The sequence below is a fragment of the Providencia vermicola genome (assembly GCF_020381325.1).
Taxonomy (GTDB): domain Bacteria; phylum Pseudomonadota; class Gammaproteobacteria; order Enterobacterales; family Enterobacteriaceae; genus Providencia; species Providencia vermicola.
In genome coordinates, this window is the sequence record NZ_JAGSPI010000003.1 from 202,130 (window position 1) to 228,138 (window position 26,009).

The window sequence follows — 26,009 nt, forward strand, 5'->3', positions numbered from 1 at the left end:
ATAACAATAATTAACACTCTTATGCGCTCCAAAAAAGTTCAGAATATCATGCTTGGTCTATTGGTAATACCAAATATTGATTCACATCAATTTACTTGATTATTGTGATATCGACAACCTGCGTCAAATCATTTTTTATCAAGTATATGAATCGAGTCAGCCAGAAGCCATTAAATGTCAATCACATGATTAAATCCACACTGGCACTAATGATAATGAGAATCATTATTCTATCATTTTTATTTTAATACAGACAATTGATTATCTTTAATTGGCAAGATAACTGAATGAATACAAATAATAAAAAACCCGAAGTGCTTAGCACCTCGGGTTCCTATTATTTAAATATCAGCTTGGATTATTTAATTTTTTTGATACGCACGTCAGTTGGTACTGAAACTGGTGAGTTATCTTTGAAGTATTGCATTAATGCTTCGTTATCTGGCACGCTGTAAACACGGTCTTTACCTTCATTGAAGGCAGAGAAACGACTACCACCCGTTGCTAAAAACTCATTTGCTGCAACACGGTAAGTTTTCTTCATGTCTAACGGTTTACCATTTAACTTCATTGAGCTTTGGATGACTTTATCACCCACTGCGCGGCTGTCATCCCACTCATAATAGAAACCTTTAGACACTGGCATCACTTGTGGACGTGCACGATCCCATTGTTGCTCAAGTGCTTGTTTAATTTGAGCACCTGTCAGCGATTGCGTTACCACAACATTAGAGAATGGCTGAACAGTAAAAATATCACCGTAAGTCTGTTGACCCGCTTTCATGTCAGCACGAATACCACCACTGTTCATGAAGGCGATTTGTGCACCACCCGCATCTTTTGCTGAAGCAACATACAATTGACCATCTGCAATAATTTTACCTAACGTTGAGTCCCCACCAGACAATAATTTTTTGTCTGAATTCGCACTCAGAGACCCCATCACTTCTTGCGAAATTGGTAACGCAATTTTTTCATATTTTTGTACGAAAGTGGTTAGCTCAGGGTTTTTCTCATAACGTTTTGTTTCAACTGGAATATTTTTTGCTTTAATGCTAACAATATCTTTTGTTTTTCTATCAATTTCAATATTTAGCTGAGACAATAATGTACCGTTAGACTGTGCAGAAATAACAGTTTTACCATTAATTTCACAGTTATACGCCTGATGAGTATGCCCACTAACGACAAAGTCAACAGCACCATCTAATTGATTAACGATATCAACGATTGGGCCTTTGATATTATCACAACGGTTAATATCTTTGACTTTAGTATCAACTTGTTGGGTTGCACCTTCATGGATCAACACACCGATGCTGTTAATGCCTTGTGCTTTTAACAGTTTAACTTGATTGTTGATGGTTTCGACTTCATTTTTGAATTCTAAACCTGCGGTGCCGCTAGGTGTCACGATAGCAGGTGTACCTTCTAACGTTAAACCAATAAACGCCATTGGAATGCCATCAAACTCTTTAATAAAGTAAGATGGGAACAGGGTTTCACCTGTTTCTTTCACAATCACGTTTGCCGCTAAATAGTTAAAATCAGCACCCGCGAAAGAATCTTTACCTACACAACCTGCAGTTGGGTGACAGCCACCATTTTGCTTTCTCAGCAGCTCTTCTTTACCTTTATCAAACTCATGGTTGCCTACTGCGCTCGTTTCCATGCCAATCGCACTTAATGCTTCGATGGTTGGCTCATCATAGAACATAGAAGACAATAATGGGCTCGCACCGACTAAGTCACCTGCACCTACCACGATAGTTTTATCGTTTTGAGCACGCAGCTGGTTAACTAAAGTTGCGATAGATTCTATCCCACCTAATTTACCATCGCCTGGCGCTTGTAATGCACCGTGGAAGTCATTGATACCAATAACTTGTACTTTTACTGTGTCAGCCGTTTTGGTAGCACAACCTGCAAGTAGCGCTCCCGAAATCAAAACGGTCAGTAATCCAATTTTATGTTTCATTTTTCAATCCTTTTATTATAAACAGCACTCAACTACCGACTACATTTTGAAGCGATACGTTGTGGTCATAGAGCCTGACAACGAGTGTGCACGACGTGAGTGGCCGTCATACAGTTTTGGTGTGGTATAGTCGTTTTCTTGCTGGTGGTGCCAACCCAGACCACCACTCAGTGAAACAGATAAGTTTTCTGTTGGTTTCCAGTAGCTAAACAGACCAAATTGACCTTGTTTTAATCTTTCGCCTTCATATTTGAATTCTGAATAGTTAGTACGCGCACCAACTGACAGCTCTTTGCTCACACGGTATTCTGCCGCTAATGCGACCATCGTTTCACCGTCACGTACATAGTCGATATCTGAATATGCAGGTGAGTTAAAGCGGCCACGAGTATTACCGATAGGGTTACGGGCAAATTGACCTACCCCATTCGCTTTTTTCGCTTGGGTATAGGTTAAGCCAGTACTCAGCGTCCACGGTGTTTCTGGTACACGCCATTCAGCGGTTCCTGCATAGTGCCATGCACGTTTATCAAAGTTACGTTTGCCTTTTGCATCGTTCGTTTCAGTACGTTTACCGTCACTACCGTACTCGTGATTATAAATTTGTGTGCCGAGTGTTAAGTCAGAAGTCAGCTTATATTTTGCTTCAAGACCCTGCTGACGGAACAAATCGTCCGCTTGCCCATAAAAATAATGTACTTTCAGTGGTTTTGTATTGTAGTTAATACCACCGGTGATAACGTGATTAACGTTATGTCGTACACCATTACCATCCGTAAAATACATTGCATCGATATTTGGGCTATCACGACGCATGACTTTCTTATCGAGATATAATAAATCCAAGCTCCAATCATCAATCGCTGTATTGGTGTAATAACCACTGTAACTGTTTAAAGAGAGACGTTGTGAGTTAGTAAAAATACCCGTATTTTTCAGGGTAAACCAACCTGCTTTTGCATTAAATTTAACAGGATCTAAATCCAGTTTAACTTTGGCATAACGTTGACCAATTTTGTTATAACCTTTCGCATGGCCATCATCGTTATATAAAATTGCACGAGAGGCGAAGTCTTTACTCGCACCTAACTTAATACCACCGTAGTAAGAGGCATCAAAGCCAATCACATCAGCGAAATAACCTGATTTAAAATCGGCTTGAAAGTTTTGCCCCCACGCATTAGCTACTTGTTTTCTATAGCGTTGTTCATCTTTATCAAAACGGTTTTCTGTTTTCAGGTATTTCCACATATTACGAGTAGATAGCTCTAACTCTGAGTCCGCAATAAATGCGTTTTCTTTGATTGAATTTTCCCAGTTGCTCGCATTTGCCATAGTAACTGCTAAACAGCAAGGAGAAAGCATTAATAGCGCAAGATTTTTAACTTTCATTGGAATTAACCTAGTTAATGATTATTTGAATTAATTTTATGTTGAGTCATGTTGCCATGAACAACAAATCACCATTTTTTATTTTTAGCTTAATAAAACAATTTAACTTAACGATAAACAAAAACGTCCATTTCAAACACTAAAGTCATTTTTTAAATAAAAAAATTCAATACAGCAATTTAGCCGCATGTGTGTTTACTTTTTGAGTTAATAAGGTGTTACCCCTACTGTTAAAAATTAATTAATTTTAATTATTATCAGAATCCCTTACTCATTTTTAGCGTTTAATTTTGGTTAGGCACCAATAAAGCCAGTCAAATTTCAATCAATATAGACGGTATAATTTGCACTTAAACTCGCAGTGTTACTTATTCTCTTTTTTGGGCAAAACTTCCCCTTGAGAAATAAACATCTCAGAATTTACAGCACTATTTGACTTAATATATTGTTTGCGAATGGCTTTCTTTTTAAATGCTCTGTACTTATCAACGTATTGTCATAAAACTATCATAATAGGAATGCTATCGTAATTTTACGTCAATTAAAACGATCACTGTCACAACGTGTTACATAAGTTGCATTAAATATCTAGCCAAATGTGACATTAATCACGCATATGTGGCATTTATCTTTTTATAAAAATCGAGTAATGCATATATAGGAACTCATACCCACCTTAAGAAAATAAGAAAAAAACCTTTAAAATCGGGGAGTAACAGCAATCACATGCTCCCATTTATTCATGTAAAGGTTGTTATATCCCCATTCCTTCTGTCAATGCCCCATTGGATTTTGGAATATCAAATAAATATACATCTTTAATCCTGTTGACTAGGTTCGATGATGTGTTTGGTTTTTATACAAAACGTTTTCGTCAATTAATAGATAAAAATAACAGGAGGCTAATGTACTCAATTTGATTCACTTGATTAACTTAATAATAAGCTAAGCTTATGAGCAAAAATAGAATCAGTTACGAAAATAACGGAAGTAAACTTCAGATCATTCTAACCTTAAGCAAAATTATTGGCTTAATATTTCTAATTATGGCTCCAACTCTAATCGTCGTGTTTATCGTTTTTTCTTATTTTTAGTATGGTATTGTTTCATTTATGTTGTTTTTCGGGAGAAATTAATTTCCAATAGAAAATACGTTTTTTGTTTTTTATTTATATATAATTTCAAAAAATTTAACGTATATAAAAATTATTTAATACGTTACGGGTAACGCGTTAAATAAAACTTAATGCATTCTCCTATTTGAAATATTGCTTATTCAGGTTAATTATTGAGTAAAAAAAAGCCAGTTAGATATATCATCTCACTGGCTTCGTCCGTACTTATTTTCAATTACTGTTTAAACTCTTGCCATCTATGATGTAATTCAACCAATTTTTGATTGCTTTCCTGCCAACGTGTCGCACTTTGTAGTTCTTTCAAGCTGTATTGTCGGCCACTATGGTATAACTTCGACGCTTGGCTAGCTTGTTGCTTCGGTAGGTTATCCAATACACTCACTGCACCTTCGCGGTTATTACAAACTAGGATCATGTCACAACCGGCATCTAGGGACGCTTTTGCTCTTTCAGGGTAACTACCCATAATCGCAGCGCCTTCCATCGATAAATCATCGGAAAAAATAACACCATTAAAGCCAAGCTGCTCACGTAAAACGGACTTTAACCAGAAAGGCGAACCGCTTGCTGGGCGATCATCAGCCTGCGTATAAATAACATGAGCAGGCATGATAGCATCCAGTAATTCCCTTTGAATAAAATCCTTGAAAATCGACATATCTTTGCCACGGATCACATCAAGCGCACGATCATCCCGCGGTGTTTCTTTGTGGGAGTCAGCTTTTACTGCACCATGTCCAGGGAAATGCTTCCCTGTTGTTTTCATCCCAGCGCTATGCATACCTTTAATAAAACGCTCAGCCATTATCATCGCCATGTCGGGATTTTCATGGAATGAACGCTCACCAATAGCAATACTTTGATGACCTAAATCCAGAACAGGTGCAAAACTAATATCAATATCCATCGCTATCATTTCTGCGGCCATTAACCACCCCGCCTCTTCTGCTAGCTTGGCACCGTCATGCTCATTATTCAGTGCTGCAAACGCTTGTGCTGATGGTAGAGCGGTAAAACCATCGCGAAAACGTTGTACCCGTCCACCTTCTTGGTCTACCGCAATCAAGAGCCGATTTCTTGATGCATCCCGAATTTGACGTACCAGTTCACGCAGCTGCGCTGCATCATGAAAGTTACGGGTAAATAAAATTAAGCCGCCCACGAGTGGATGAGCTAATATTTCGCGTTCTTCATTGTCCAGTTCATACCCTTGGACATCTAGCATTATCGGGCCCATAACCTGCCTCACTTATTTCATTCATTATCTGTATATAGGTTTGCCAAGCATTTAGCCTAACAAACTGAAATATTGTCGTAGTGGCTGAGAGTGTATCAAAAAGTCAGAATGCCGACTTTCATTCCACTGCACTTCATACCACATTAATGTCATATATTTTACCCAAGGAGACCATAAATTACAGTGATGCATTAATTGAAATTTATCATGGTAAGCGCCTTGAATATCACAATATTGCGTCAGAAATTGCTGACGCTGATGTACGGTCAAGTTATTGAATTGAAAATAAGTCTCCAGCGAAAACGCAATATCGGTATTTGCGGTATATTCCCAATCCAATAACATCAATTTGCCATCTTCTTGAATAAGAATATTTTTAGGATGAACATCCATATGGGCAGGTGCCAATTTCAACGTCTTTGGCATCTTTTTTTGTAAAAAATCTCGGTGAATCCGCTTCCAACACGGAGAAAAACGTTGTTGGTCAATACGCTCCCCATAATGAGCAATTTCAGCCCTCAAGGGTAACGTGTAGGTCAATAATGATGAACAATGCAAAGTAGCAATCGTATTTGCGAGTTCCCGCTGAAATTCGGCTGAGCAAAATGTTTTATCGCTAGGGTGTCGTCCCTCACGCCACGCTAAAACTAGCCACTCGGCGTTATGTGCAACCACCGCCTGCGCAAAGGGTAAGTGCTGAATTTGCCGTAAGATACGGGCTTCTTTACGCCGAGAGATATACAAGGCACTTTGCCGATGTGTATCCGCTCGAGCAACCAGTTTAAGTAGATAATTGGATTGATGACTTTCAACTAAAAAGCTGCCACCAGACAACCCCGCCAAGGGGGATATTTCCCAGCACTGTGCTGAAATTGCTGGGAAATGCGTCGAGAGTAAAGCAAGCAATGACGGTATGTCACTCAATATTATTTTTTCCAGTCCAAATGATTTCACCTGTTTGCACTTCCATTAATTGCATCTCAAGGTGCCTTTCTTTATTTGAGCCTGACATCACGCTATAAATCACATAATTTGCCTGTACATAACGACCTAAACCAATTGCTTTACTACGAGTCACAAGGCTATCTTCTTGAGATAAACCCAGTGTCTTACGTGCAGCGTTAACTACATCTTGTGGAACGACATTAAAACGCTGCGTATTTTCCACCGCTGACATCATATTTGATGTAATTAGCTGTACAGGAAGTGAACCATTTGTATTATTTTTAACTGAATCAACTAACAAAACTTTACCGGATTCCACACCATCAGCTGCAACCATTTGCGCGACCAATGGTGATATCGCCGCAGACCAATCCGTTGTTTGTTGTTTAGGTGGTGTTGGTACCTTATCTGGCGGTGGCGGAGGTGTCACCTCTGGTTGTTGTGGCTCAATAGGGACAATCGGTGGTTGCTCAACCGGTTGCTGTGGTGGGTATGACGGACAGCCTGCCAAAATTAGCGTTGCCGCAGCAACCATTAAGATCCGTTTCATTATTATTCTCCGGCCTTAGGGGATAAAAATACATGAATGCGCAGATTATCTGCACGAGGTGAAGAGGTTATCGCTCGAATTTGTTCTGTAGAGCTCGGCAATATTAATTGCTCTGCCACTGCCGATGTATCCACCCTCAACCCTTGCTTGTCGTACCAATACAAGCGATAAGCAATATTTACCGCTTTTGATCCCACATTGCTAACATTGATGGTGGCAACATGTTGATGGTTTTCTACTCTGATAATTGGGTTTTCAACAATGATACCTTGAGCTAAAACAACAGGTTCCATAATCACACGCTGTTGTTCATTAAAAACCAAGCCTTGCGGTTTTTTATAGAGGCAACCACTCAGTGCGGCTACCACTGTAGCAAGTAATGCAATGCGGTTTATTGTTGCACCCAATATTTTCATTATTTTGCCAATAATGGGCCTAATGGGCGACCACCCACTAAGTGCATATGAATATGAAAAACTTCTTGGCCTGAATGTTCATTGCAATTCATGATTAAACGGTATCCGTTTTCGGCAATGCCTTCTTCTTTCGCAATTTTTGCTGCAACAGTAAATAAACGGCCAAGAGCCAATTCATCATCCTGCGTCACATCGTTTACAGTTGGAATAAGCTTATTAGGAATGATTAAAATGTGAGATGGCGCTTGTGGCGAAATATCACGAAAAGCAGTGACCAGCTCATCTTGATAAACCACATCCGCAGGGATTTCTCGACGGATGATCTTGCTGAAAATGGTTTCTTCTGCCATGTTAATTTCCTTAATAATTCAAGAATGATTTAATTAGCGTGTATTGATTATGCGTTATTCGCGCCAACATTTAAATGAAACAATCGATTGAAATTCTGTGTGGTGATATCAGCCATCTCCTCAACACTAACGCCCTTGAGTACAGCCATGTATTCAGCCACATCGCGCACATAAGCAGGCTGATTTTCTTTTCCACGGTGCGGAACTGGCGCTAAGTAAGGTGAATCTGTTTCAACGAGAATTCTATCCAACGGGACAATTCGTGCGGCTTCGCGAATTTGCTCTGCATTGCGGAATGTCACAATACCGGAAAATGAAATGTACATGCCTAAATCAAGCAGCTCGATAGCCGTGTCTTTATCTTCCGTAAAACAATGCAATACACCGCCACACTCCATCACCTTTTCTTCTCGTAAGATTGTCAGCGTATCTTCCCGCGCTGAGCGGGTATGGACGATAACAGGTTTATTGACCTTACGGCCAATACGGATATGTTGGCGAAATGACTCCTGCTGTAATACTGCATTTTCTTGTTGATAATAATAATCTAAACCTGTTTCGCCTAATGCAACGACCTCTTGCCCAGCAGCGAGTTGCGCTAAACGCTCGAAATCGTGCCCTTCATCCAAATTGAGAGGATGAATACCACAGGAAAATGCAATGTTTTCTCGCTCACCAATGAGCGTTTTCATTTTTTCAAAACCTGGCAGCGTAGTTGCCACCGCTAACATAAAACCGACATCACGAGCGGACGCTTTTGCGATAACATCATCAACATTCGCATGTAATTTTTCATAATCTAAACAATCGAGATGGCAGTGTGAATCAACAACAAACATATTTAACTCTTTTAAAATGAGGGGCTCGCCAGTAAGGCTTCCCATTGTAATAATTGATTTGCCAGAAGCAGTTCCTGATTTAATGCAGAAACGGTCAGTAATTGGTGACGACAGTGCAACCATTGCTCATAAATATCATGAAGTTGCGTACAGTTCATTATGGACGCCAATTGCATCACTTGAGCACTAAAGTCCTGGTTAATGCAAAACTGCGCTGCGCCTTGCTGAACCTTGATAGCATCTGCTAATAAGCTCAATAACCAATTAAGAGACATCACTGCATCATCTATATTTAATGAGGGTAACAAACCTAGCATATCGCGATTTTGTAATGCTAATGCCATGTTATGGCATAATGCAGTGCGCTTTTGCCATAGATTATCATCAAGTAACGCTAATGCCGCGACGGGTGCGCCTTGGCAAAGCTTTAAGGCAGTAACTGCATTATCCATAACCAAATTTGGCTTTTTCTTTTGCAGCCAATATAACGCGATTTGCGAGTCTGGCGCAGGTAAAAAGTGGCTCAAACAACGGCTGCGGATAGTCGCTAACAAATTTTCCTGTTTTTCACTCACTAATAAAAAATAAGTGTCTTTAGCGGGTTCTTCAAGGGTTTTCAGCAGTGCATTCGCCGCTGCATCGGTAAGTGCATCAGTGCTGGGAATATACACCACCTTACTACCGCCCTGTTGAGCATGACTACTCAAGGTTTCAATCAGTTTTCTAACCGCATCAACGCTGACCGTTGATTTACCTTTTTCCACCTCAATGACATGGTAGTCTGGGTGTGTTCCCGCTAACATCAAACGGCAACTATGGCACTCACCACAGCTTTTCATCCCATCACGATTTTGGCAAATTAACCAACGGCTAATTCCATAACACAATGCATCTGCACCATTGCCTGATATGGAATGAAGCAACAAAGCATGGTGGCCCCGACCACTTTGGTAAGCCGCAATCATTTGCCGGTAAGGCTCATTTAACCAAGGATACCAATTCATGCCTTTAAGACCTTATTTCGCTAACCATTTAAGTAACGCAGTACGAATATCGTTTTGAACTTGCTCAATATTTTGGCTTGCATCAATCGTTATTATGGATTTATCAGCCGCTGCAAGTTCCAGATATCTTTCACGTGTTCTTTCAAAGAAAGCCAGCGACTCTTTTTCAATTCTATCTAATTCACCCCGTGAACGCGCACGCTGTAGCCCAAGTTCTGGTGACAAATCAAGATATAACGTCAGGTCGGGTTTAAAATCACCTAGCACTAAATCACGCAAAGACTGCATTAAATGGCGATCAATCTGGCGCCCTCCGCCTTGATAAGCTTGTGATGACATATCATGGCGATCCCCGACAACCCATTTTCCAGCGGCAAGTGCGGGTTTAATCACGGTATCAACCAATTGCACTCGGGCAGCATACAGCATTAAAAGCTCGGCTTTATCTGTGACTTTATCCCCTTCAATACCTTGTTTGATGAGCTCTCGTAGCTTTTCTGCTAGCGGTGTCCCCCCAGGCTCGCGGGAAAAGACGATATCGTTGATACCTGCATGATTTAAAGTATCAACTACCGTATTGATTGCGGTGGTCTTCCCTGCGCCTTCTAATCCTTCAATAACAATAAATTGGTTTTTCATGTTTTATCAGTTTTGCTGTTCAATTTGACGGTAAACCTTGACGGCACGGTTGTGGTCATTCAAGTTACGGCTAAAGGTATGCCCCCCTTTGCCGTCCGCGACAAAATACAAATAATCTGTTTTGGCTGGATGTGCAGCTGCTTTAACGGATGCAATACTTGGCATTGCTATCGGTGTTGGTGGTAATCCATCAATTTTGTAGGTGTTGTATTCAGTATAATTTTCTAAATCGCTACGATAAATTTTACCACGATATTTATCACCCAAGCCGTAAATGACGGTTGGATCAGTTTGTAAACGCATTTTTTGCTTCAAGCGATTGACAAATACCGAGGCAACTTGCGAACGTTCACTGTCAACACCCGTTTCTTTTTCAATGATTGATGCCATTATCAGCATTTCATACGCATTTTTATATGGCAGATCCCTATCACGCCCCTTCCATTCATCTTCAAGACTCGCCTGCATGCGCTTATGTGCACGTTTCAAAATCTCAGTATCCGCCGTTCCAGCAGTATATAAATAGGTATCAGGATACAGCCAGCCCTCTAAGGTTCCTTCGCCTTTAAAGCCAATCGCATTGTAGAGCTCAGTCGGTGTCATTTCCGTTGATTTATGCGCTAAGTATGGTGCATCACGCAGGATGTTACTCCAATCGGCTAAACGATTACCTTCAATAAAGCGAATAGAAAACTGTGCTTCTTTACCGCTTACGATTAATTTTAGTAGCTGTTCTACATCCATGTTAGGTTGCAAACGGTATGTTCCCGCTTTAAGCTGCGCCAGTTCAGGACGCAATTTCAGTAACCATTGAAATTCATTGCCCTGCTCAATCAATTTTTCATTAATAAGCAATGCTTCAAAAGCCACACGCCCAGTCCCTGCTGGCACAGTGAAAATCTTTTCTTCCGTAATATTAATCGGTGTTTTAGCGTAATTCAGTACTTGGCGATATTGCAAATAAAGCGCAATCGCCACAACGGTAATCAGAACAACAGCAATTAGAATGATTTTTTTAGCTAATTTCATTTATTGACCACATCAATGCGTATTAGGGCTTTAATTTATGCAAACTAGATTTTGCAGCGCAAAAATAAGTATTCGAACAGCTCCCGTGATGCATAATGCAACGGATTTTCTTGTGAAGCTATTTGGATGCTTTTAACGGGTAGAACAGGCATCAATGCATTACACATAATCACTTCATCGCAGTGAGCTAATACTGACGCGAACCGCTCAACTTCTTCAAGATGGTACTGACTCCCTGCTAATAACGCTATGATCTTTTGTCTCATTAATCCGTTCACCCCACTGTGCGATAATACGGGGGTGTAAACAGTTTGTCCGATACGCCAAAATACATTTGCACTACAACACTCAATAATGATGCCATCTGTATCGAGCACAATCGCTTCATCCGCTTGAGCCTCATCAATTTCTTGGCGGATCAAAACTTGTTCAAGGCGATTTAAATGTTTCATTCCTGCCAATAATGGATTTCGAGAAACAGGTGTTTGGCTCAATATCAGCTTAGCCCCTTGGCATTGTAACTGAGTATAGTGTGATGGAAAGGGGGAAACACTGACGATAATGGTAGGCTGAGTAAAGCCTATAGAACTGTAACCTCGCCCACCTGCACCACGACTGATAATAACCTTTAAAACAAATTCTTCATCCACTTGTTGTGTACAAATTTCCGTTAAATGGTGTTCTAATTCATCCCAATCAGGTGCGGTAATTTTTAATCTTAAGCAGTCACGTGTTAGACGCGCAATGTGTTCTTTGAGCATCTGCGCTTGCTGATTCACTCCATGAATAGTCGTGAAACAACCATCCCCGAACGCAACGGCGCGATCAGAGACACTAATTTGTTGGCAAGGTTGACCATTAACCCAATATGACATTGATAATACTTATAATAAAAGCTGATAAATCAGACAGTAATCAGGTAGAACTATCATAAACTAAAGCACAGAGCTGTGCAAAGAAGCTGACAAAATAAAGCCCCAGTTGCATACACAACCGAGGCTGAATTAATGATGGAACGATTTGATTATTCTGCGTGGTAACGACGGAAAATCAATGAACCGTTTGTACCACCAAAGCCGAAGGAGTTACACAGAGCGTATTCCATGTTCTCAACTTTACGTGCTTTATTCGCAACGAAATCTAACGTACAGCCCTCATCAGGGTTGTCTAAGTTAATCGTTGGAGGGACAATTTGATCACACAAAGACAAAATAGTGAAGATAGATTCAACCGCTCCTGCAGCACCTAATAGGTGGCCTGTCATGGATTTCGTCGAACTTACTAACACATTTGAATCTTCACCAAATACAGACATAACCGCTTGTGCTTCCGCTAAGTCACCTGCATTAGTTGATGTACCATGGGCATTGATGTAACCCACTTCGCTCGCTTTAATACCCGCATCTTTTAGCGCATTTTCCATTGCTAATGCAGCACCTTCACCATTTTCTGGCGGAGATGTCATATGGTAAGCATCACTGCTCATACCAAAGCCAGCAACTTCTGCGTAAATTTTAGCACCACGAGCTTTCGCATGTTCATATTCTTCAAGAATAATGATACCTGCACCATCACCAAGAACAAAACCATCACGGTCTTTATCCCAAGGACGACTTGCCGCTTGTGGGTCATCATTGCGAGTTGATAGCGCACGCGCAGCACCAAAGCCTGCCACACCTAATGGTGTCGTTGCTTTTTCAGTACCGCCTGCCAACATAACGTCTGCATCACCATAAGCAATCATACGTGCTGCGTGACCAATATTATGAACGCCCGATGTACATGCTGTAGCAATAGAAATGCTTGGACCACGTAAACCGTACATAATACTTAAATGGCCCGCCGCCAAGTTAATGATTGTCGATGGCACGAAGAATGGGCTAACTTTACGAGGACCACCTGCCATCAGAGCTTCACAGTTATCCTGAATTAACCCTAACCCGCCAATACCAGAACCAATCGCTAAACCGATACGAGTAGCATTGGCTTCTGTTACTTCCAATCCAGCATCTTTAAAGGCTTGGAAGCCTGCTGCAATACCATATTGAATAAATGGGTCCATCTTCTTCGCATCTTTGCGAGAGATGTCAAAATCTTCGTAATTGAAATCTTTTACTAAGCCAGCAAATTTAGTTGCGTGGTTAGTAGTATCAAAATGTTCAATGAGGCTGATACCACTCTGTCCGTCACAAACAGCTTTCCATGATGACTCAACTGTGTTGCCGACAGGAGATAACATGCCCAGTCCGGTTACGACTACACGACGCTTAGACACGTATTTCCTCCAAGGAGGGAAAAGTTACAAAAGGAACATAGGCGATCGAGTGATCGCCTAGACATGTTTTTCGTACAATTATTTAGATGCGTTCTCGACGTAGTCAATCGCAGCCTGTACTGTTGTGATCTTTTCAGCTTCTTCGTCAGGGATTTCGCAATCGAACTCTTCTTCCAGAGCCATAACTAGCTCAACTGTGTCAAGAGAATCAGCGCCCAAGTCATCAACAAATGAAGCTGCATTTACAACTTCTTCCTCTTTAACACCCAGTTGTTCAACGATGATTTTCTTAACGCGTTCTTCGATAGTGCTCATACTATTAAAATTCCTATCAAAACTCGCTTTCGCGATGGTTTTCGTAGTTTATGAAATACAGGAAAAGATACAACCCAATCCCGGCTGTTGGAACCATTATTTTGCATTATTTAGCGTTAGATAACACTAATAATGCAAATAGTTCCATCATTTCTTTAGATCATGTACATGCCACCATTGACATGCAATGTTTCACCTGTGATGTAAGCAGCTTCGTCAGAAGCTAAAAACGCTACAGCACTGGCAATTTCTTGTGCATCACCCAGTCTATCTGCAGGAACCTGAGATAAAATGCCTGCACGCTGTTCATCTGTCAATGCTTTAGTCATATCTGTTTCGATAAAACCTGGAGCAACAACATTAACAGTGATACCACGAGAAGCGACTTCCCGAGCTAATGATTTACTAAAACCAATCAGCCCAGCTTTCGCTGCTGCATAGTTTGCTTGTCCCGCATTCCCCATCACACCCACAACTGATGCGATAGAAATAATACGCCCACAACGTTTTTTCATCATGGCACGCAAAACGGCTTTAGACAAACGGTAAACGGATGAAAGATTCGTGTCAATAATATCTTGCCACTCTTCTTCTTTCATACGCATCAATAAGTTATCGCGAGTGATACCTGCATTATTAACCAAAATATCAATTTCACCAAATTCCTCACGGATCTTAGTCAAAGTTTCTTCGATTGATGCTGCATCAGTCACGTTTAACGCTAAACCTTTCCCTTTACCATCAAGATAAGCAGTAATGGCTTCTGCGCCTTTTTCGCTGGTTGCTGTGCCAATAACGGTTGCACCGCGCGCGATTAATGTTAAAGCAATGGCTTTACCAATCCCACGGCTCGCACCTGTTACTAGTGCAATTTTTCCTTCAAAGCTCATGTCGTCCTCAGCTATTTTCTAAAGCAGTGCTTAATGATACAGGATCATTGGCTGCTACGGCAGTTAAATTAGAGACAATTCGCTTGGTAAGACCAGTCAACACTTTACCTGGCCCCATTTCAATAAGGTGTTCAACACCTTGATCTGCCATTAATTCTACTGTTTCTGTCCAGCGTACTGGATTATACAGTTGACGAACTAACGCATCACGAATATTTTGCGCCGATTGCTCAATTTTAACATCAACATTGTTGATAACTGGATAGACTGGCTCACAAAATTCGATTTTTTCTAACGCTTCGGCTAATTTATCAGCAGCAGGCTTCATTAATGCACAATGTGAAGGCACACTAACTGATAATGGCAGTGCACGTTTTGCACCTGCTTCTTTACACGCAGCACCTGCTCGCTCAACCGCCGCTTTTTCCCCTGCAATAACCACTTGGCCTGGGGAGTTAAAATTCACGGGTGAAACAACTTGACCTTGAGCAGCTTCTTGGCAGGCTTTTTCAATAGATTCATTATCTAAGCCGATAATCGCATACATTGCGCCTGTACCTTCAGGAACCGCTTCTTGCATCAATTTACCGCGCAATTCAACAAGTTTAATCGCTTCTTTGAAGTCAATCACACCTGCACAAACTAACGCGGAGTACTCACCCAAGCTATGCCCTGCCATCATTGAAGGCATTGCACCATTTTTAGCTTGCCAAACACGGAAAATTGCCACAGATGCAGCTAATAATGCGGGCTGTGTTTGCCATGTTTTATTTAATTCTTCTTCTGGCCCATTTTGGACTAATGCCCAAAGATCGTAACCCAATGCTTCTGATGCTTCAGCAAATGTTTGCTCAACCAGCTTATTTTCTTCAGCTAATGCCGCTAACATCCCTAAAGACTGAGAACCCTGTCCGGGAAATACCATCGCAAATTGTGTCATGTCTGTTTTCTCAATAAATTAAAAACGAACTAAGGCAGAGCCCCACGTGAAACCACCACCAAAGGCTTCTAACAGCACAAGTTGGCCACGTTGGATACGTCCATCACGCACTGCTTCATCAAGTGCAGTTGGGACAGATGCCGCAGAAGTATTGCCATGACGGTCTAAGGTGATAACCACTTTGTCCATGGTCATATCAAGTTTTTTTGCCGTCGCAGAAATAATTCTTAAATTTGCTTGATGTGGCACTAACCAATCAAGTTCTTCTTTTGCAATCCCACTTTCTTCCAGTGTTTCATCAACAATATGTGCTAATTCGCGGACTGCAACTTTGAATACTTCGTTACCCGTCATTGTTAAATACGCAGGGTCGTCAGAGCAACGGCTACGATTAGGCAATGCGAGTAAATCCCCATAACGCCCATCAGCGTGTAAATGGGTGGAGATAATGCCAGGTTCATTAGATTCACCAACCACAACAGCACCTGCGGCGTCACCAAATAAGATAATGGTACCGCGATCTTCTGGGTCTAATGTTTTTGATAATGCATCAGCGCCAATAACAAGGGCCTTTTTCGTCATCCCTGTTTTAACAAACTGGTCAGCAATACTGATCGCATAAGTAAAGCCTGCACAGGCTGCCGCAACGTCAAATGCCGCGCAATCATTGATTCCTAGCATTTGCTGCACTTGGCACGCTGCGCTTGGGAATGCATGCGTTGCCGATGTTGTGGCAACAATGATTAAACCAATCTCGCTGGCCTCAACTTGTGCCATTTCAAGCGCTTTTTGTGCAGCATGGAAACTCATTACAGAGACATTTTCGTCTTCGTTAGCAATTCTTCTTTCATGTATCCCAGTGCGGGTCACAATCCATTCATCAGAAGTATCAACCATTTTTTCCAGATCAGCATTGGTACGAACTTGCGCTGGCAAGTAGCTGCCTGTTCCTAAGATTTTACTGTACATAGCCATAGGTTATTGATCGCTCCTGGGTAAAACAATATTTAATCGCGCTGTTATTCTTTCTGGTACTTGTTTTTCAACAGCTTGCACTGCGCGGTCAATCGCAGCTTTAAATGCATTTTCGTTAGCCGCACCATGACTCTTGATCACAATACCTTTTAATCCTAACAGAGTCGCACCGTTATACTGGTCGGGGTTCATGTCCCCAAAACGCTTCATTAAACGTTTTTTTAGCCATTTTTTCGCCAGTTGCATTATCCAACTGCGTTTTTTCTTTTCGTCATCCGCCGATTTTAACAAGGAAAGAATAACGCGAACGACTCCTTCCATTGTTTTTAATGAGACGTTACCCGCGAAGCCGTCACACACTAATACATCGGTTTTACCTGTCAGTAATTCATTACCTTCAACGTAACCAATATAGTTAATGGACGCCGTTTCTTTTAATACTGAGGCGGCTTCGCGGATATTGTCCAGTCCTTTGCTCTCTTCTTCACCGATATTGAGCAAAGCAACTTTCGGTTTTGTGATATTGACCACTTCTTCAGCCATCACCGAACCCATTACAGCAAATTGCACTAACATTTCACTACTGCAATTGACGTTTGCCCCTAAATCCAACACTACCGTCTGTTTTTTCTGCTGGTTAGGTAAGATTGTCATTAGCGCTGGACGCTCAATGCCATCTATCGACTTTAACATCAATTTCGCTAACCCCATCAATGCGCCTGTATTACCCGCACTCACGCACGCTTGTGCCTGCCCTGTTTTTACCAACTCTAAGGCCACTCGCATCGACGTTCCTTTGCTTTGTCTTATTGCGTTTGATGGCTTGGCATCGTTAGCAATAATTCCGTCCGCAGGGATAATTTCGACACGCGAAATTTGCTCGGCACTTAGATGTGCAAGCAAGGGTTGAATGGCTTCGGGTTGACCGACAAGCAGTAATTTGAGTGCTGAATTAGATGCCAGAGCCTGCAATGCAGCAGGCACTGTGACGCGGGGACCAACATCCCCGCCCATAGCATCTAACGCAATGGTTAGATTAGCCAAGGTACCAACAATTACTTGCTGATAACCTTACGGCCACGGTAGAAACCGTCTGCAGTCACATGGTGACGCAGGTGAGTTTCACCTGAAGTTTTATCTACAGAAACTAGGGTAGCAGTCAGTGCATCATGTGAACGACGCATACCGCGTTTTGAACGAGTTGGTTTATTCTGTTGTACGGCCATTGACCTTACTCCTTAAGTACTTTTCTTTAAACTGGCTAATACGGCAAATGGGTTTGGCTTTTCTGCCTCAGGAGGCAGTTCACCATACACCATGTCCGCTTCGGACACTTCACAGTGTTCAGAATCATGAACCGGAACAACTGGTAAGGAAAGAATTATTTCATCTTCTATCATTCCCAGCAAATCTATTTCACCAAATTCATCAATTTGAATTGGCTCATAGAGCTCCGGTAATGCTTCGGCCTTTTCGTCATTGACGACAGGACTAAAACAATACGATACGTAGGCATGATGCTTGAAATTTTTTCCGCAGCGTTGGCATTGGAGGGTGAGATCCACATCGGATTTCCCTTCGATAACCGTGAGACGCTGTTTATCAATGTTAAATGATAATTCGGTTTCTACATCACTGTCTACACTGACTACTGATTCTGCAAGACGTGCAACTTGCTCAGGTGTATAACTCCCGACATAGTCGAGGTTTTTCTGAGCTGCACGCTGCGCATCGATAGTCAGGGGTAATTTTACCTTTTGCATAAGGCGCGCATATTAACTTTGTAATGAGCTATAGTCAAAGAAAAAGGCGGGGTAAACTCGCCTTTTCACCAAAAAATCGCAGGTTTTGCGGTTTATAGTTTAAAATGAGTTAACCCTTTTGGCTACGAGTTTTGAGAAAAATCATGAAATCGATTATTTTGGCGTCAACTTCACCCTATCGGCAATCCTTATTAAAAAAATTAGGTTTGCCGTTTTTAGCCTCACCGCCGAACATTGATGAATCACCTGTTTTAAATGAATCGGCTCAAGCTTTAGTCTTGCGGTTATCTCATGCCAAAGCCGCTGCACTGACAGAACAATATGCTCAACATTTAATTATTGGTTCTGATCAAGTGTGTGTTATTGATGGGAAAATTGTCGGCAAGCCTCATACCTTTGAAAATGCATTCAAACAATTGAAAGCGGCCTCTGATCATAAAATCACATTTTATACTGGGTTGTGCCTATTAGATTCCGCGACAGGAAAATTTAATCTGCAATGTGAATTGTTCGATGTCTATTTTCGAAAATTAACGGACCAAGAGATCACTAACTACTTGTATAAAGAAGAACCGTTCCAATGTGCAGGAAGTTTTAAATCCGAAGGGCTCGGTATAACTTTATTTGATAGGTTAGAGGGACGTGACCCTAACACTTTAATTGGCTTACCGATTATTTTGCTGCTAGAAATGCTACGACAGCATGATGTTAACCCACTATTGGATTAATAAATAATTGGCGGGTAATGACCTTTTACCCGCCAACGAGTCATACTTACGATGTGGTTTTACGGTTACGTAATACTTTTAAACAATGGTTTAGCTCTGCCCCCATCGGCGCTTGCAGGCGCATCTCTTCACCAGTTTTGGGATGAGTGAATTTTAATGCGCTGGCGTGCAGGAACAACCGATTGAGGCCTGTATCTGCTAATTGGCTATCGAATAATTCGTCACCATAACGGTTATCAAACGCAATTGGGTGACCGGCATATAAAGTGTGCACTCGAATTTGATGTGTTCGCCCCGTGACAGGACTCGCTTTCACTAACGTTGCATTATCAAAACGCTCTTCGACTTTAAAGCGCGTTTCCGATGGTTTTCCTTCGCTACTCACTTTGACGACCCGCTCACCACTTTGCAAAATATTTTTCAATAATGGCGCTTGAACCACTTTGACATGAGACTGCCAATGGCCACGCACTAAGGCAAGATAATCTTTTTGCATAGTTTTCAAGCGCAACTGTTCATGCAAGGCTCTTAAGGCAGAACGTTTTTTCGCCACTAATAAAATTCCTGATGTGTCCCTATCGAGGCGATGAACCAGTTCAAGAAAACGAGCTTCAGGCCGCAAAGCCCGCAGCCCTTCAATAACACCAAAGCTCAAACCACTTCCGCCATGTACTGCTGTACCAGAAGGTTTGTTCAGTACAAGTATGGAATCATCTTCAAATAAAATGCAGTTAGCTAATGCGGCCACTTTATCTAATTTAGCGGAAACCGCGGGCACCTCACGCTCAGCGACTCTGACTGGCGGAACACGAACTTGATCCCCTTCGACAAGTTTATACTCAGGCTTAATCCGCCCTTTATTTACACGCACTTCCCCTTTACGGATAATGCGATAAATCATGCTTTTTGGTACGCCTTTAAGTTTAGCGAGCAAAAAGTTATCGATGCGTTGCCCAGCCTCGTCATCGCTGATGTCTATAAATTGAACTTGATTTTGTGTATTCATTCGAAAATGCGTTAACTCTAATTGATTAAAATATGCGCTTATTAACTCTCTCTATCATACCGACTCCACGAATTTTTTTATGTTTTTTTTTATTTTGGTTATTTTCTGCATGATTTTTCCTATTTCTAAATAAAATTTCCATATAACTTCCTTATCGACTTGCTATAATGCACATGGCAATGGGATAATATGTAGTTGCCAAGATGTTTAAAAAACGAAAATTGGCGTTTATAGGATTTCTTATTTGATAGCGTAACAATGCAGCAATGGCGTAAGACATTTAGCAATATCAAATAAATTAGCGAGCAACGAATTTTGGCTTATTGGGTTAGGTACTTCCGTTTTAATGATAATCAACGGCACCCTAATTAAGAACGCTGAATTTTTAATCTAAAAATCAGGTTCACCGAATACTGCGCGTCTCTATACGAACGACTGCCGCGAGGCAGACGGTTTTGTAAAAATCACGAGGCCATCGGTTTACAGTAGCTCTTTCTTTCGCTGCTCTTTATTTAAAAGAAAATAATGAGTAAGTAATAACATGAAAAGAATGCTAATAAACGCAACTCAACAGGAAGAGTTGCGTGTTGCCCTTGTTGACGGGCAACGTCTCTATGATTTGGATATTGAAAGCCCAGGTCATGAGCAAAAAAAGGCGAACATTTACAAAGGTAAAATCACCCGTATCGAACCTAGTCTTGAAGCTGCTTTTGTTGATTATGGTGCAGAAAGACACGGTTTCCTTCCTATCAAAGAAATCGCTCGTGAATACTTCCCAAGCAACTACCACTCTCAAGGCCGTCCTAACATTAAAGATGTGTTAAAAGAAGGCCAAGAAGTTATTGTTCAAGTTGATAAAGAAGAACGTGGTAATAAAGGTGCAGCATTAACTACTTTTATTAGTCTGGCAGGTAGCTATTTAGTGTTAATGCCAAATAACCCACGTGCAGGCGGTATTTCTCGTCGTATTGAAGGTGAAGACCGTACAGAACTCAAAGAAGCACTGTCTTCTTTAGAAATTCCAGATGGTATGGGTCTGATTGTCCGCACGGCTGGTGTTGGTAAGTCTGCAGAATCCCTACAACAAGATTTACTGTACCGCTTACGCCACTGGGAAGCTATCCAAAAAGCCGCTGAAAACCGCCCCGCACCTTTCCTAATCCATCAGGAAAGTAATGTTATTGTGCGTGCGTTCCGCGATTATCTACGCCCAGATATTGGCGAGATTCTCATTGATAATCCGAAAGTCGTCGAAATGGCTCGTAACCATATCGAAGCGATAGGTCGTGGTGATTTTGCGAGCAAAATCAAACACTACAGTGGCGATGTTCCATTATTCAGCCATTACCAAATCGAATCTCAAATTGAATCTGCGTTCCAACGTGAAGTACGTTTACCTTCAGGTGGGGCGTTAGTCATTGATACAACAGAAGCATTGACTGCGATTGATATCAACTCATCACGTTCTACTCGTGGTGGTGACATCGAAGAAACTGCGTTCAATACTAACCTTGAAGCGGCGGATGAAATTGCTCGCCAATTACGTCTACGTGACCTTGGTGGCTTAATTGTCATTGACTTTATTGATATGACGCCAGTTAGGCACCAACGTGAAGTGGAAAACCGTTTACGTGAAGCGGTTCGCCAAGATCGTGCTCGTATTCAAATTGCCCGTATCTCTCGTTTCGGTTTACTCGAAATGTCCCGCCAACGTTTAAGCCCATCATTAGGCGAATCAAGCCACCATGTGTGCCCTCGTTGTATGGGAACTGGGACAATTCGTGATAACGAATCACTGTCATTATCGGTTCTTCGTTTAATCGAAGAAGAAGCACTAAAGGAAAATACGCATGAAGTTCACGCGATTGTTCCTGTGCAAATCGCGTCTTACTTGCTGAACGAAAAACGTAAAGCCGTCAGCGAAATTGAACAACGCCAAACTCACGTTCGTGTTGTTATCGTGCCAAATGACCAGATGCAGACACCTCATTTCCATGTCATCCGTATCCGTAAAGGTGAAGAAGTGAATACTCTGAGCTATAACTTAGCTCAATATCACGAAACTGAAACCTTAACTCATACCGATGAAACAACGTCTGAGCGTAAACTACCTGAGCAACCTGCGATTTCTGCTTTTGCATTACAAGAGCCAGTTGAGCTTTCTACCGCTAAACCTAAAGAAGCCGCGTCCGTTAAAGCACCAGTAAAAACTGCGTCAAATGAACCTGCTCAGCCAGGATTATTCAGTAAAATTGCTGCATTCTTTAAAGGCCTCTTTGGTGGTGAAGAAGAGAAAGTGGTCGAAGCGCCTGCCCCTAAAGCTCGCAATAATAATGACCGCCGCCGTAATAACGATCGTCGTCGTAATAATGATCGCCGCAACAATAATCGTCGTGATCGTGATGATAACGAAAATCGTGATAGTCGCGACAATCGTAATAATCGCAGTGATCGCAATGCTTCATCGGAAGAAACGAATAATCGTAACAAGGGCCGTAACAATAAGAATGCGGCACCACAAGATGAACAAACGGCTGAAAATGCAAATCGTGACAACCAGCAGCAGCGTCGTGAACAGCGAGCTGATCGCCGTCGTCGTCAAGATGAAAAACGTCAGCAACAGACTGCAAAAACTCAGCAAGATGCACAACAAGATAACGTTGAAGCAACAAATGCAAGAGAAGAAGAACAGCGCCCTGCTGCTCCTCGCCGCCAGCGTCGCCAGTTAACACAAAAAATTCGTGTGACTGATAACGATCAAATGGTCAAAACAGATATTACAGAGCCTGTTGTCGCTGTAGCCGCACCAGTTGCTGCATTACCAGCACCAGTTGCTGTGGTTAATCAAGTTGAAGGCCAAGTACAAGCTGACGATCTACAAGATTTAACTCATCAAACTGATGGCGAAGAGAAACAAGACACCATCATTCCTCGCCGTTCGCGCCGCTCTCCTCGTCACTTACGTGTAAGTGGGCAACGTCGCCGTCGCTACCGTGATGAGCGTCATCTCAATAGTTCACCAATGCCATTGGCCGCAGCTGTAGCATCACCTGAGCTAGCTTCTGGTAAAGTCTTCATTCATTACCCAATTGTTCAGCCTCAACAAGAGAGCATGGCAATTATGACTAATGAGGAAATGCTTGAACAACAAAATGGCATTGAGTCTGTCAATACAAATACGGTAGAAACAGCTAAGGCGGAAAGCCAATCTGAAGTCCCAGCCGTTGTAGCAACACCTGTTGTTGATGTAGTGGCTACCGATGAAAAAGCAAAATCTGTTGAGGTCGTGCATGTCAGCGAAACTGTTGAACCACAACCTGTTGAGGCACATGATGTTATTACTGCAACAGAAACGCCTATCGACAAAGTAAAAACTGACGTAGAAGAAGTAATTGTTGCTGCTGATACCGTAGTTGAAACAGTTGTTGAGGTTATGGTTGAAGAAAATATTCAACCGACAATCGCTGCAGCCGAAGAAATTGATGAAGCTGAAACCGTTACTGAGCCAGTCGTTGAGCAACCAATTGCCCCTGTAGAGGTTGAACCAACCAAGATCGAGGCACCAGTAACCGCGAATACTGATGCAACTAGCTTGCATAAACGCCATGCGTACTCACCAATGACCAAAGCCCCTGCACCTGTAGATGCAGCGGCGCCATTTGAGATTACTGAGTACCAACGCGAAACCTCTACTTTTGAAGGTAAAGGTGGTGCGGGTGGTCATGTGGCGTCAAATGTAGCAACTTCAGAAATGGCGAAACCAGCGAGTTTCTAATCTAAAGTAATGCTGATTAAAAAGCCTTGCTGGGAAACCAACAAGGCTTTTTTGTTGCTTATCTACATTCAAATTATTAATTTACCAATTAAAAAGTTTCATTGATTATCGGTATTCTGCTATTGCGTTAATGCACTCCCTATGGTTATATTACTGTAATTTCATACAGTATTTAATTCAAAAATGAAGGAGTCCATTATGTTAAAAGTGATTGCAGAAGATTTTATTAAAACTGAAGCGATTGAAACAGTTATGCCGTTATATCAGGAGCTTGTAGAAGCAACAAAACAAGAACCCCTTTGTATCAGCTATGATTTATATGTTGACCAAAAAAATCCTGGGCATTTTGTTTTTATTGAAGAATGGCCCGACCAACACGCGCTTGACCTTCACTGTGCCAGCGAACACTTCAAACGCCTCGTTCCTCTTATCAATAGTTATAAAAAATCCGACCCAATCATTAAACTGATGAACAGTGCATTTGCCCCTGATGAATAGCTACTAATGCCTCTTGGTCTTTGGTCTTTGGTCTTTGGTCTTTGGTCTTTGGTCTTTGGTCTTTGGTCTGAAAATATACTGTGTAAAATATCTTAAACAATAAATATTTAATGTGAAATATTAATCCTCTAAATAGTTCGCGTTGTGGCTAGGCGGCGAAGTGAAGGCAGCACAGGGAGCATACTCATGTATGTAACCTGTGTGACTGAACGATGCTAACACCAACCACAGAGCGAAATATGACATGCATATAATCCTCTAAACAGTTCGCGTTGTGGCTAGGCGGCGAAGTGAAGGCAGCACAGGGAGCATACTCATGTATGTAACCTGTGTGACTGAACGACGCTAACACCAACCACAGCGCGAAATAGGACATGCATATAATCCTCTAAATAGTTCGCGTTGTGGCTAGGCGGCGAAGTGAAGGCAGCGCAGGGAGCATACTCAAGTATGTGACCTGTGTGACTGAACGACGCTAACAACGCCACAGCGCGAAATATGACGAGGATTTAGAACCAAGGTGCCTGAACCATCACTGCCCCATAAAACAACGCGCGACCGGCTAGCTCACCGCTAAACATAACCACCATCAATACTATAAGTAGTGGTACTGATAGTCCTTCACCTTTGCCCCCTCTAACGGCTATTGCACAAGGTAAAACCATGCTCATTACCACTTGCCACCATAAGAGATAACTTTCTCCTTGGCTTGCTGGTATTTGCGATCGGATAACTTGAGATACTAGGACAAGTATGACCCCTAATAACACTCCGATTTTAATGGCTTTTGGCACAGGTTTTGCTAAAGCTCGAACAAACAGTGTGATAGAAACGAAGCCTAATACGATTGCCGTACCAATAAAAGCAATCTGTGTTGCTGGGCTATGCCAAAGCGGATGAGCAACCATCTGGTAATAGACTTGTGCAGTGACAAGAATTGCTGCTAACCCGCCAATACCACTTAACCAACCCAGCACGGTATTACGCATATTCACCGTTGGTTGTAACCAACAAGAAAGTGCCCAAAGCGTGACTAGACCATTAAGCAAGACAAACGTAACCGCTTCTCGACTTAGCCATGAATGGCTTAATCCGAGTACTGAACGATAAGCTTCTAGCGGCACACCTAAATGCCCCATAGACATAGACGAACCCACCACTTCAATTAACCAAATAATTATCACCGCGGTACGCAGGGATTTACCGACGAGTTTATGTTCCGTACTGGCTTTCATTTGGTACAACGTCAATGCAAGTACTGCGCCGATCCCCCACTGACTCATCACAGTAAAAAATACCAATGGGAGTTCCATATGATGAATATTCATG

The 26,009-nt window shown here is 41.8% G+C and carries 25 protein-coding genes; 3 read left to right on the forward strand and 22 right to left on the reverse strand.

From position 1 onward, the window contains the following. Positions 1-358: 358 nt before the first annotated feature. From KDJ85_RS05690 to yceD, 20 genes are all read right to left on the reverse strand, one after another. Positions 359-1,978 carry a bifunctional metallophosphatase/5'-nucleotidase gene (locus KDJ85_RS05690; RefSeq protein WP_225818832.1) on the reverse strand — a complete coding sequence of 540 codons (1,620 nt, stop codon included), beginning with the start codon at positions 1,976-1,978 and terminating at the stop codon, positions 359-361. Positions 1,979-2,017: 39 nt separating this feature from the next. Continuing rightward, positions 2,018-3,370: an OprD family outer membrane porin gene (locus KDJ85_RS05695; protein ID WP_225818833.1), complete on the reverse strand. Its 1,353-nt coding sequence runs from the start codon at positions 3,368-3,370 to the stop codon at positions 2,018-2,020. Positions 3,371-4,720: 1,350 nt separating this feature from the next. Beyond that, positions 4,721-5,743, reverse strand: a complete 1,023-nt coding sequence (gene nagZ / locus KDJ85_RS05700; RefSeq protein ID WP_225818834.1) for a beta-N-acetylhexosaminidase — start codon at positions 5,741-5,743, stop codon at positions 4,721-4,723. A gap of 51 nt (positions 5,744-5,794) precedes the next feature. Continuing rightward, on the reverse strand, positions 5,795-6,667 hold the full coding sequence (locus KDJ85_RS05705) for a phosphotransferase (RefSeq protein ID WP_225818835.1): 873 nt from the start codon (positions 6,665-6,667) through the stop codon (positions 5,795-5,797). Beyond that, positions 6,660-7,238, reverse strand: coding sequence for a penicillin-binding protein activator LpoB (lpoB, locus tag KDJ85_RS05710; RefSeq protein WP_225818836.1), 579 nt, complete (start codon positions 7,236-7,238; stop codon positions 6,660-6,662). The genes KDJ85_RS05705 and lpoB overlap by 8 nt, the downstream gene beginning before the upstream one ends. Positions 7,239-7,240: 2 nt before the next feature. Continuing rightward, positions 7,241-7,654 carry a YcfL family putative periplasmic lipoprotein gene (locus KDJ85_RS05715; protein ID WP_225818837.1) on the reverse strand — a complete coding sequence of 138 codons (414 nt, stop codon included), beginning with the start codon at positions 7,652-7,654 and terminating at the stop codon, positions 7,241-7,243. Then, on the reverse strand, positions 7,654-8,004 hold the full coding sequence (gene hinT, locus KDJ85_RS05720) for a purine nucleoside phosphoramidase (RefSeq protein WP_206086385.1): 351 nt from the start codon (positions 8,002-8,004) through the stop codon (positions 7,654-7,656). Before hinT ends, KDJ85_RS05715 begins: the two co-directional genes overlap by 1 nt. A gap of 47 nt (positions 8,005-8,051) precedes the next feature. Beyond that, positions 8,052-8,843 carry a metal-dependent hydrolase gene (locus tag KDJ85_RS05725; protein WP_225818838.1) on the reverse strand — a complete coding sequence of 264 codons (792 nt, stop codon included), beginning with the start codon at positions 8,841-8,843 and terminating at the stop codon, positions 8,052-8,054. Between the two features lie 11 nt (positions 8,844-8,854). After that, on the reverse strand, positions 8,855-9,847 hold the full coding sequence (gene holB, locus KDJ85_RS05730) for a DNA polymerase III subunit delta' (RefSeq protein ID WP_225818839.1): 993 nt from the start codon (positions 9,845-9,847) through the stop codon (positions 8,855-8,857). A 12-nt stretch (positions 9,848-9,859) separates the two neighbouring features. Beyond that, the gene (gene tmk, locus KDJ85_RS05735; protein WP_225818840.1) at positions 9,860-10,486 is read right to left on the reverse strand and encodes a dTMP kinase; all 627 of its coding nucleotides are present in this window, start codon (positions 10,484-10,486) and stop codon (positions 9,860-9,862) included. A gap of 6 nt (positions 10,487-10,492) precedes the next feature. Continuing rightward, entirely contained in the window at positions 10,493-11,515 is a 1,023-nt protein-coding gene (gene mltG / locus KDJ85_RS05740) for an endolytic transglycosylase MltG (RefSeq protein WP_225818841.1), read from the reverse strand. A gap of 44 nt (positions 11,516-11,559) precedes the next feature. After that, positions 11,560-12,390, reverse strand: coding sequence for an aminodeoxychorismate lyase (gene pabC / locus KDJ85_RS05745; RefSeq protein WP_225818842.1), 831 nt, complete (start codon positions 12,388-12,390; stop codon positions 11,560-11,562). 149 nt (positions 12,391-12,539) lie between these two features. After that, entirely contained in the window at positions 12,540-13,790 is a 1,251-nt protein-coding gene (gene fabF / locus KDJ85_RS05750) for a beta-ketoacyl-ACP synthase II (protein WP_225818843.1), read from the reverse strand. A gap of 78 nt (positions 13,791-13,868) precedes the next feature. Next, complete coding sequence (gene acpP, locus KDJ85_RS05755) at positions 13,869-14,105, reverse strand: acyl carrier protein (protein WP_206086378.1); 237 nt, start codon at positions 14,103-14,105, stop codon at positions 13,869-13,871. A gap of 155 nt (positions 14,106-14,260) precedes the next feature. Continuing rightward, positions 14,261-14,995 carry a 3-oxoacyl-ACP reductase FabG gene (gene fabG, locus KDJ85_RS05760; RefSeq protein ID WP_225818844.1) on the reverse strand — a complete coding sequence of 245 codons (735 nt, stop codon included), beginning with the start codon at positions 14,993-14,995 and terminating at the stop codon, positions 14,261-14,263. Between the two features lie 7 nt (positions 14,996-15,002). Beyond that, positions 15,003-15,935 carry an ACP S-malonyltransferase gene (gene fabD / locus KDJ85_RS05765; protein WP_206086376.1) on the reverse strand — a complete coding sequence of 311 codons (933 nt, stop codon included), beginning with the start codon at positions 15,933-15,935 and terminating at the stop codon, positions 15,003-15,005. An 18-nt stretch (positions 15,936-15,953) separates the two neighbouring features. Beyond that, on the reverse strand, positions 15,954-16,904 hold the full coding sequence (locus tag KDJ85_RS05770) for a beta-ketoacyl-ACP synthase III (protein WP_225818979.1): 951 nt from the start codon (positions 16,902-16,904) through the stop codon (positions 15,954-15,956). Positions 16,905-16,913: 9 nt separating this feature from the next. Further along, a complete protein-coding gene (gene plsX / locus KDJ85_RS05775; RefSeq protein ID WP_225818845.1) occupies positions 16,914-17,954 on the reverse strand; it encodes a phosphate acyltransferase PlsX in 1,041 nt (346 codons plus the stop codon). 11 nt (positions 17,955-17,965) lie between these two features. Next, entirely contained in the window at positions 17,966-18,136 is a 171-nt protein-coding gene (gene rpmF / locus KDJ85_RS05780) for a 50S ribosomal protein L32 (protein WP_047755811.1), read from the reverse strand. A gap of 12 nt (positions 18,137-18,148) precedes the next feature. After that, positions 18,149-18,673 carry a 23S rRNA accumulation protein YceD gene (gene yceD / locus KDJ85_RS05785; RefSeq protein WP_004911841.1) on the reverse strand — a complete coding sequence of 175 codons (525 nt, stop codon included), beginning with the start codon at positions 18,671-18,673 and terminating at the stop codon, positions 18,149-18,151. A 143-nt stretch (positions 18,674-18,816) separates the two neighbouring features. Here yceD and KDJ85_RS05790 point away from each other — a divergent pair, with 143 nt between their 5' ends. After that, a complete protein-coding gene (locus KDJ85_RS05790; protein ID WP_225818846.1) occupies positions 18,817-19,401 on the forward strand; it encodes a Maf family protein in 585 nt (194 codons plus the stop codon). Positions 19,402-19,447: 46 nt separating this feature from the next. On the opposite strand, the gene rluC is transcribed toward KDJ85_RS05790, so the two are convergent. Then, positions 19,448-20,407 carry a 23S rRNA pseudouridine(955/2504/2580) synthase RluC gene (gene rluC, locus KDJ85_RS05795; protein ID WP_225818847.1) on the reverse strand — a complete coding sequence of 320 codons (960 nt, stop codon included), beginning with the start codon at positions 20,405-20,407 and terminating at the stop codon, positions 19,448-19,450. A 541-nt stretch (positions 20,408-20,948) separates the two neighbouring features. Between rluC and rne the strand changes: the two genes are divergently transcribed. Together rne and KDJ85_RS05805 are read left to right on the forward strand one after the other, a co-directional pair. Next, positions 20,949-24,182 (forward strand): ribonuclease E, encoded by a 3,234-nt coding sequence (rne, locus tag KDJ85_RS05800; RefSeq protein ID WP_225818848.1) that lies wholly within the window; start codon positions 20,949-20,951, stop codon positions 24,180-24,182. 198 nt (positions 24,183-24,380) lie between these two features. Continuing rightward, positions 24,381-24,680 (forward strand): putative quinol monooxygenase, encoded by a 300-nt coding sequence (locus tag KDJ85_RS05805; RefSeq protein ID WP_225818849.1) that lies wholly within the window; start codon positions 24,381-24,383, stop codon positions 24,678-24,680. 509 nt (positions 24,681-25,189) lie between these two features. On the opposite strand, the gene KDJ85_RS05810 is transcribed toward KDJ85_RS05805, so the two are convergent. Next, positions 25,190-26,008: a dimethyl sulfoxide reductase anchor subunit family protein gene (locus KDJ85_RS05810; protein WP_225818850.1), complete on the reverse strand. Its 819-nt coding sequence runs from the start codon at positions 26,006-26,008 to the stop codon at positions 25,190-25,192. Position 26,009: the final 1 nt, after the last annotated feature.

What these genes read in the sequence shown, in the direction of transcription:
- acpP (WP_206086378.1), bottom strand. Translation starts at nt 14,105, where the DNA reads ATGAGCACTATCGAAGAACGCGTTAAGAAAATCATCGTTGAACAACTG.
- rne (WP_225818848.1), top strand. Translation starts at nt 20,949, where the DNA reads ATGAAAAGAATGCTAATAAACGCAACTCAACAGGAAGAGTTGCGTGTT.
- yceD (WP_004911841.1), bottom strand. Translation starts at nt 18,673, where the DNA reads ATGCAAAAGGTAAAATTACCCCTGACTATCGATGCGCAGCGTGCAGCT.
- rluC (WP_225818847.1), bottom strand. Translation starts at nt 20,407, where the DNA reads ATGAATACACAAAATCAAGTTCAATTTATAGACATCAGCGATGACGAG.
- KDJ85_RS05725 (WP_225818838.1), bottom strand. Translation starts at nt 8,843, where the DNA reads ATGTTTGTTGTTGATTCACACTGCCATCTCGATTGTTTAGATTATGAA.
- KDJ85_RS05805 (WP_225818849.1), top strand. Translation starts at nt 24,381, where the DNA reads ATGTTAAAAGTGATTGCAGAAGATTTTATTAAAACTGAAGCGATTGAA.
- mltG (WP_225818841.1), bottom strand. Translation starts at nt 11,515, where the DNA reads ATGAAATTAGCTAAAAAAATCATTCTAATTGCTGTTGTTCTGATTACC.
- nagZ (WP_225818834.1), bottom strand. Translation starts at nt 5,743, where the DNA reads ATGGGCCCGATAATGCTAGATGTCCAAGGGTATGAACTGGACAATGAA.
- pabC (WP_225818842.1), bottom strand. Translation starts at nt 12,390, where the DNA reads ATGTCATATTGGGTTAATGGTCAACCTTGCCAACAAATTAGTGTCTCT.
- KDJ85_RS05695 (WP_225818833.1), bottom strand. Translation starts at nt 3,370, where the DNA reads ATGAAAGTTAAAAATCTTGCGCTATTAATGCTTTCTCCTTGCTGTTTA.
- holB (WP_225818839.1), bottom strand. Translation starts at nt 9,847, where the DNA reads ATGAATTGGTATCCTTGGTTAAATGAGCCTTACCGGCAAATGATTGCG.
- lpoB (WP_225818836.1), bottom strand. Translation starts at nt 7,238, where the DNA reads ATGAAACGGATCTTAATGGTTGCTGCGGCAACGCTAATTTTGGCAGGC.
- tmk (WP_225818840.1), bottom strand. Translation starts at nt 10,486, where the DNA reads ATGAAAAACCAATTTATTGTTATTGAAGGATTAGAAGGCGCAGGGAAG.
- fabD (WP_206086376.1), bottom strand. Translation starts at nt 15,935, where the DNA reads ATGACACAATTTGCGATGGTATTTCCCGGACAGGGTTCTCAGTCTTTA.
- KDJ85_RS05770 (WP_225818979.1), bottom strand. Translation starts at nt 16,904, where the DNA reads ATGTACAGTAAAATCTTAGGAACAGGCAGCTACTTGCCAGCGCAAGTT.
- fabG (WP_225818844.1), bottom strand. Translation starts at nt 14,995, where the DNA reads ATGAGCTTTGAAGGAAAAATTGCACTAGTAACAGGTGCGAGCCGTGGG.
- KDJ85_RS05810 (WP_225818850.1), bottom strand. Translation starts at nt 26,008, where the DNA reads ATGAATATTCATCATATGGAACTCCCATTGGTATTTTTTACTGTGATG.
- rpmF (WP_047755811.1), bottom strand. Translation starts at nt 18,136, where the DNA reads ATGGCCGTACAACAGAATAAACCAACTCGTTCAAAACGCGGTATGCGT.
- hinT (WP_206086385.1), bottom strand. Translation starts at nt 8,004, where the DNA reads ATGGCAGAAGAAACCATTTTCAGCAAGATCATCCGTCGAGAAATCCCT.
- KDJ85_RS05690 (WP_225818832.1), bottom strand. Translation starts at nt 1,978, where the DNA reads ATGAAACATAAAATTGGATTACTGACCGTTTTGATTTCGGGAGCGCTA.
- KDJ85_RS05715 (WP_225818837.1), bottom strand. Translation starts at nt 7,654, where the DNA reads ATGAAAATATTGGGTGCAACAATAAACCGCATTGCATTACTTGCTACA.
- KDJ85_RS05790 (WP_225818846.1), top strand. Translation starts at nt 18,817, where the DNA reads ATGAAATCGATTATTTTGGCGTCAACTTCACCCTATCGGCAATCCTTA.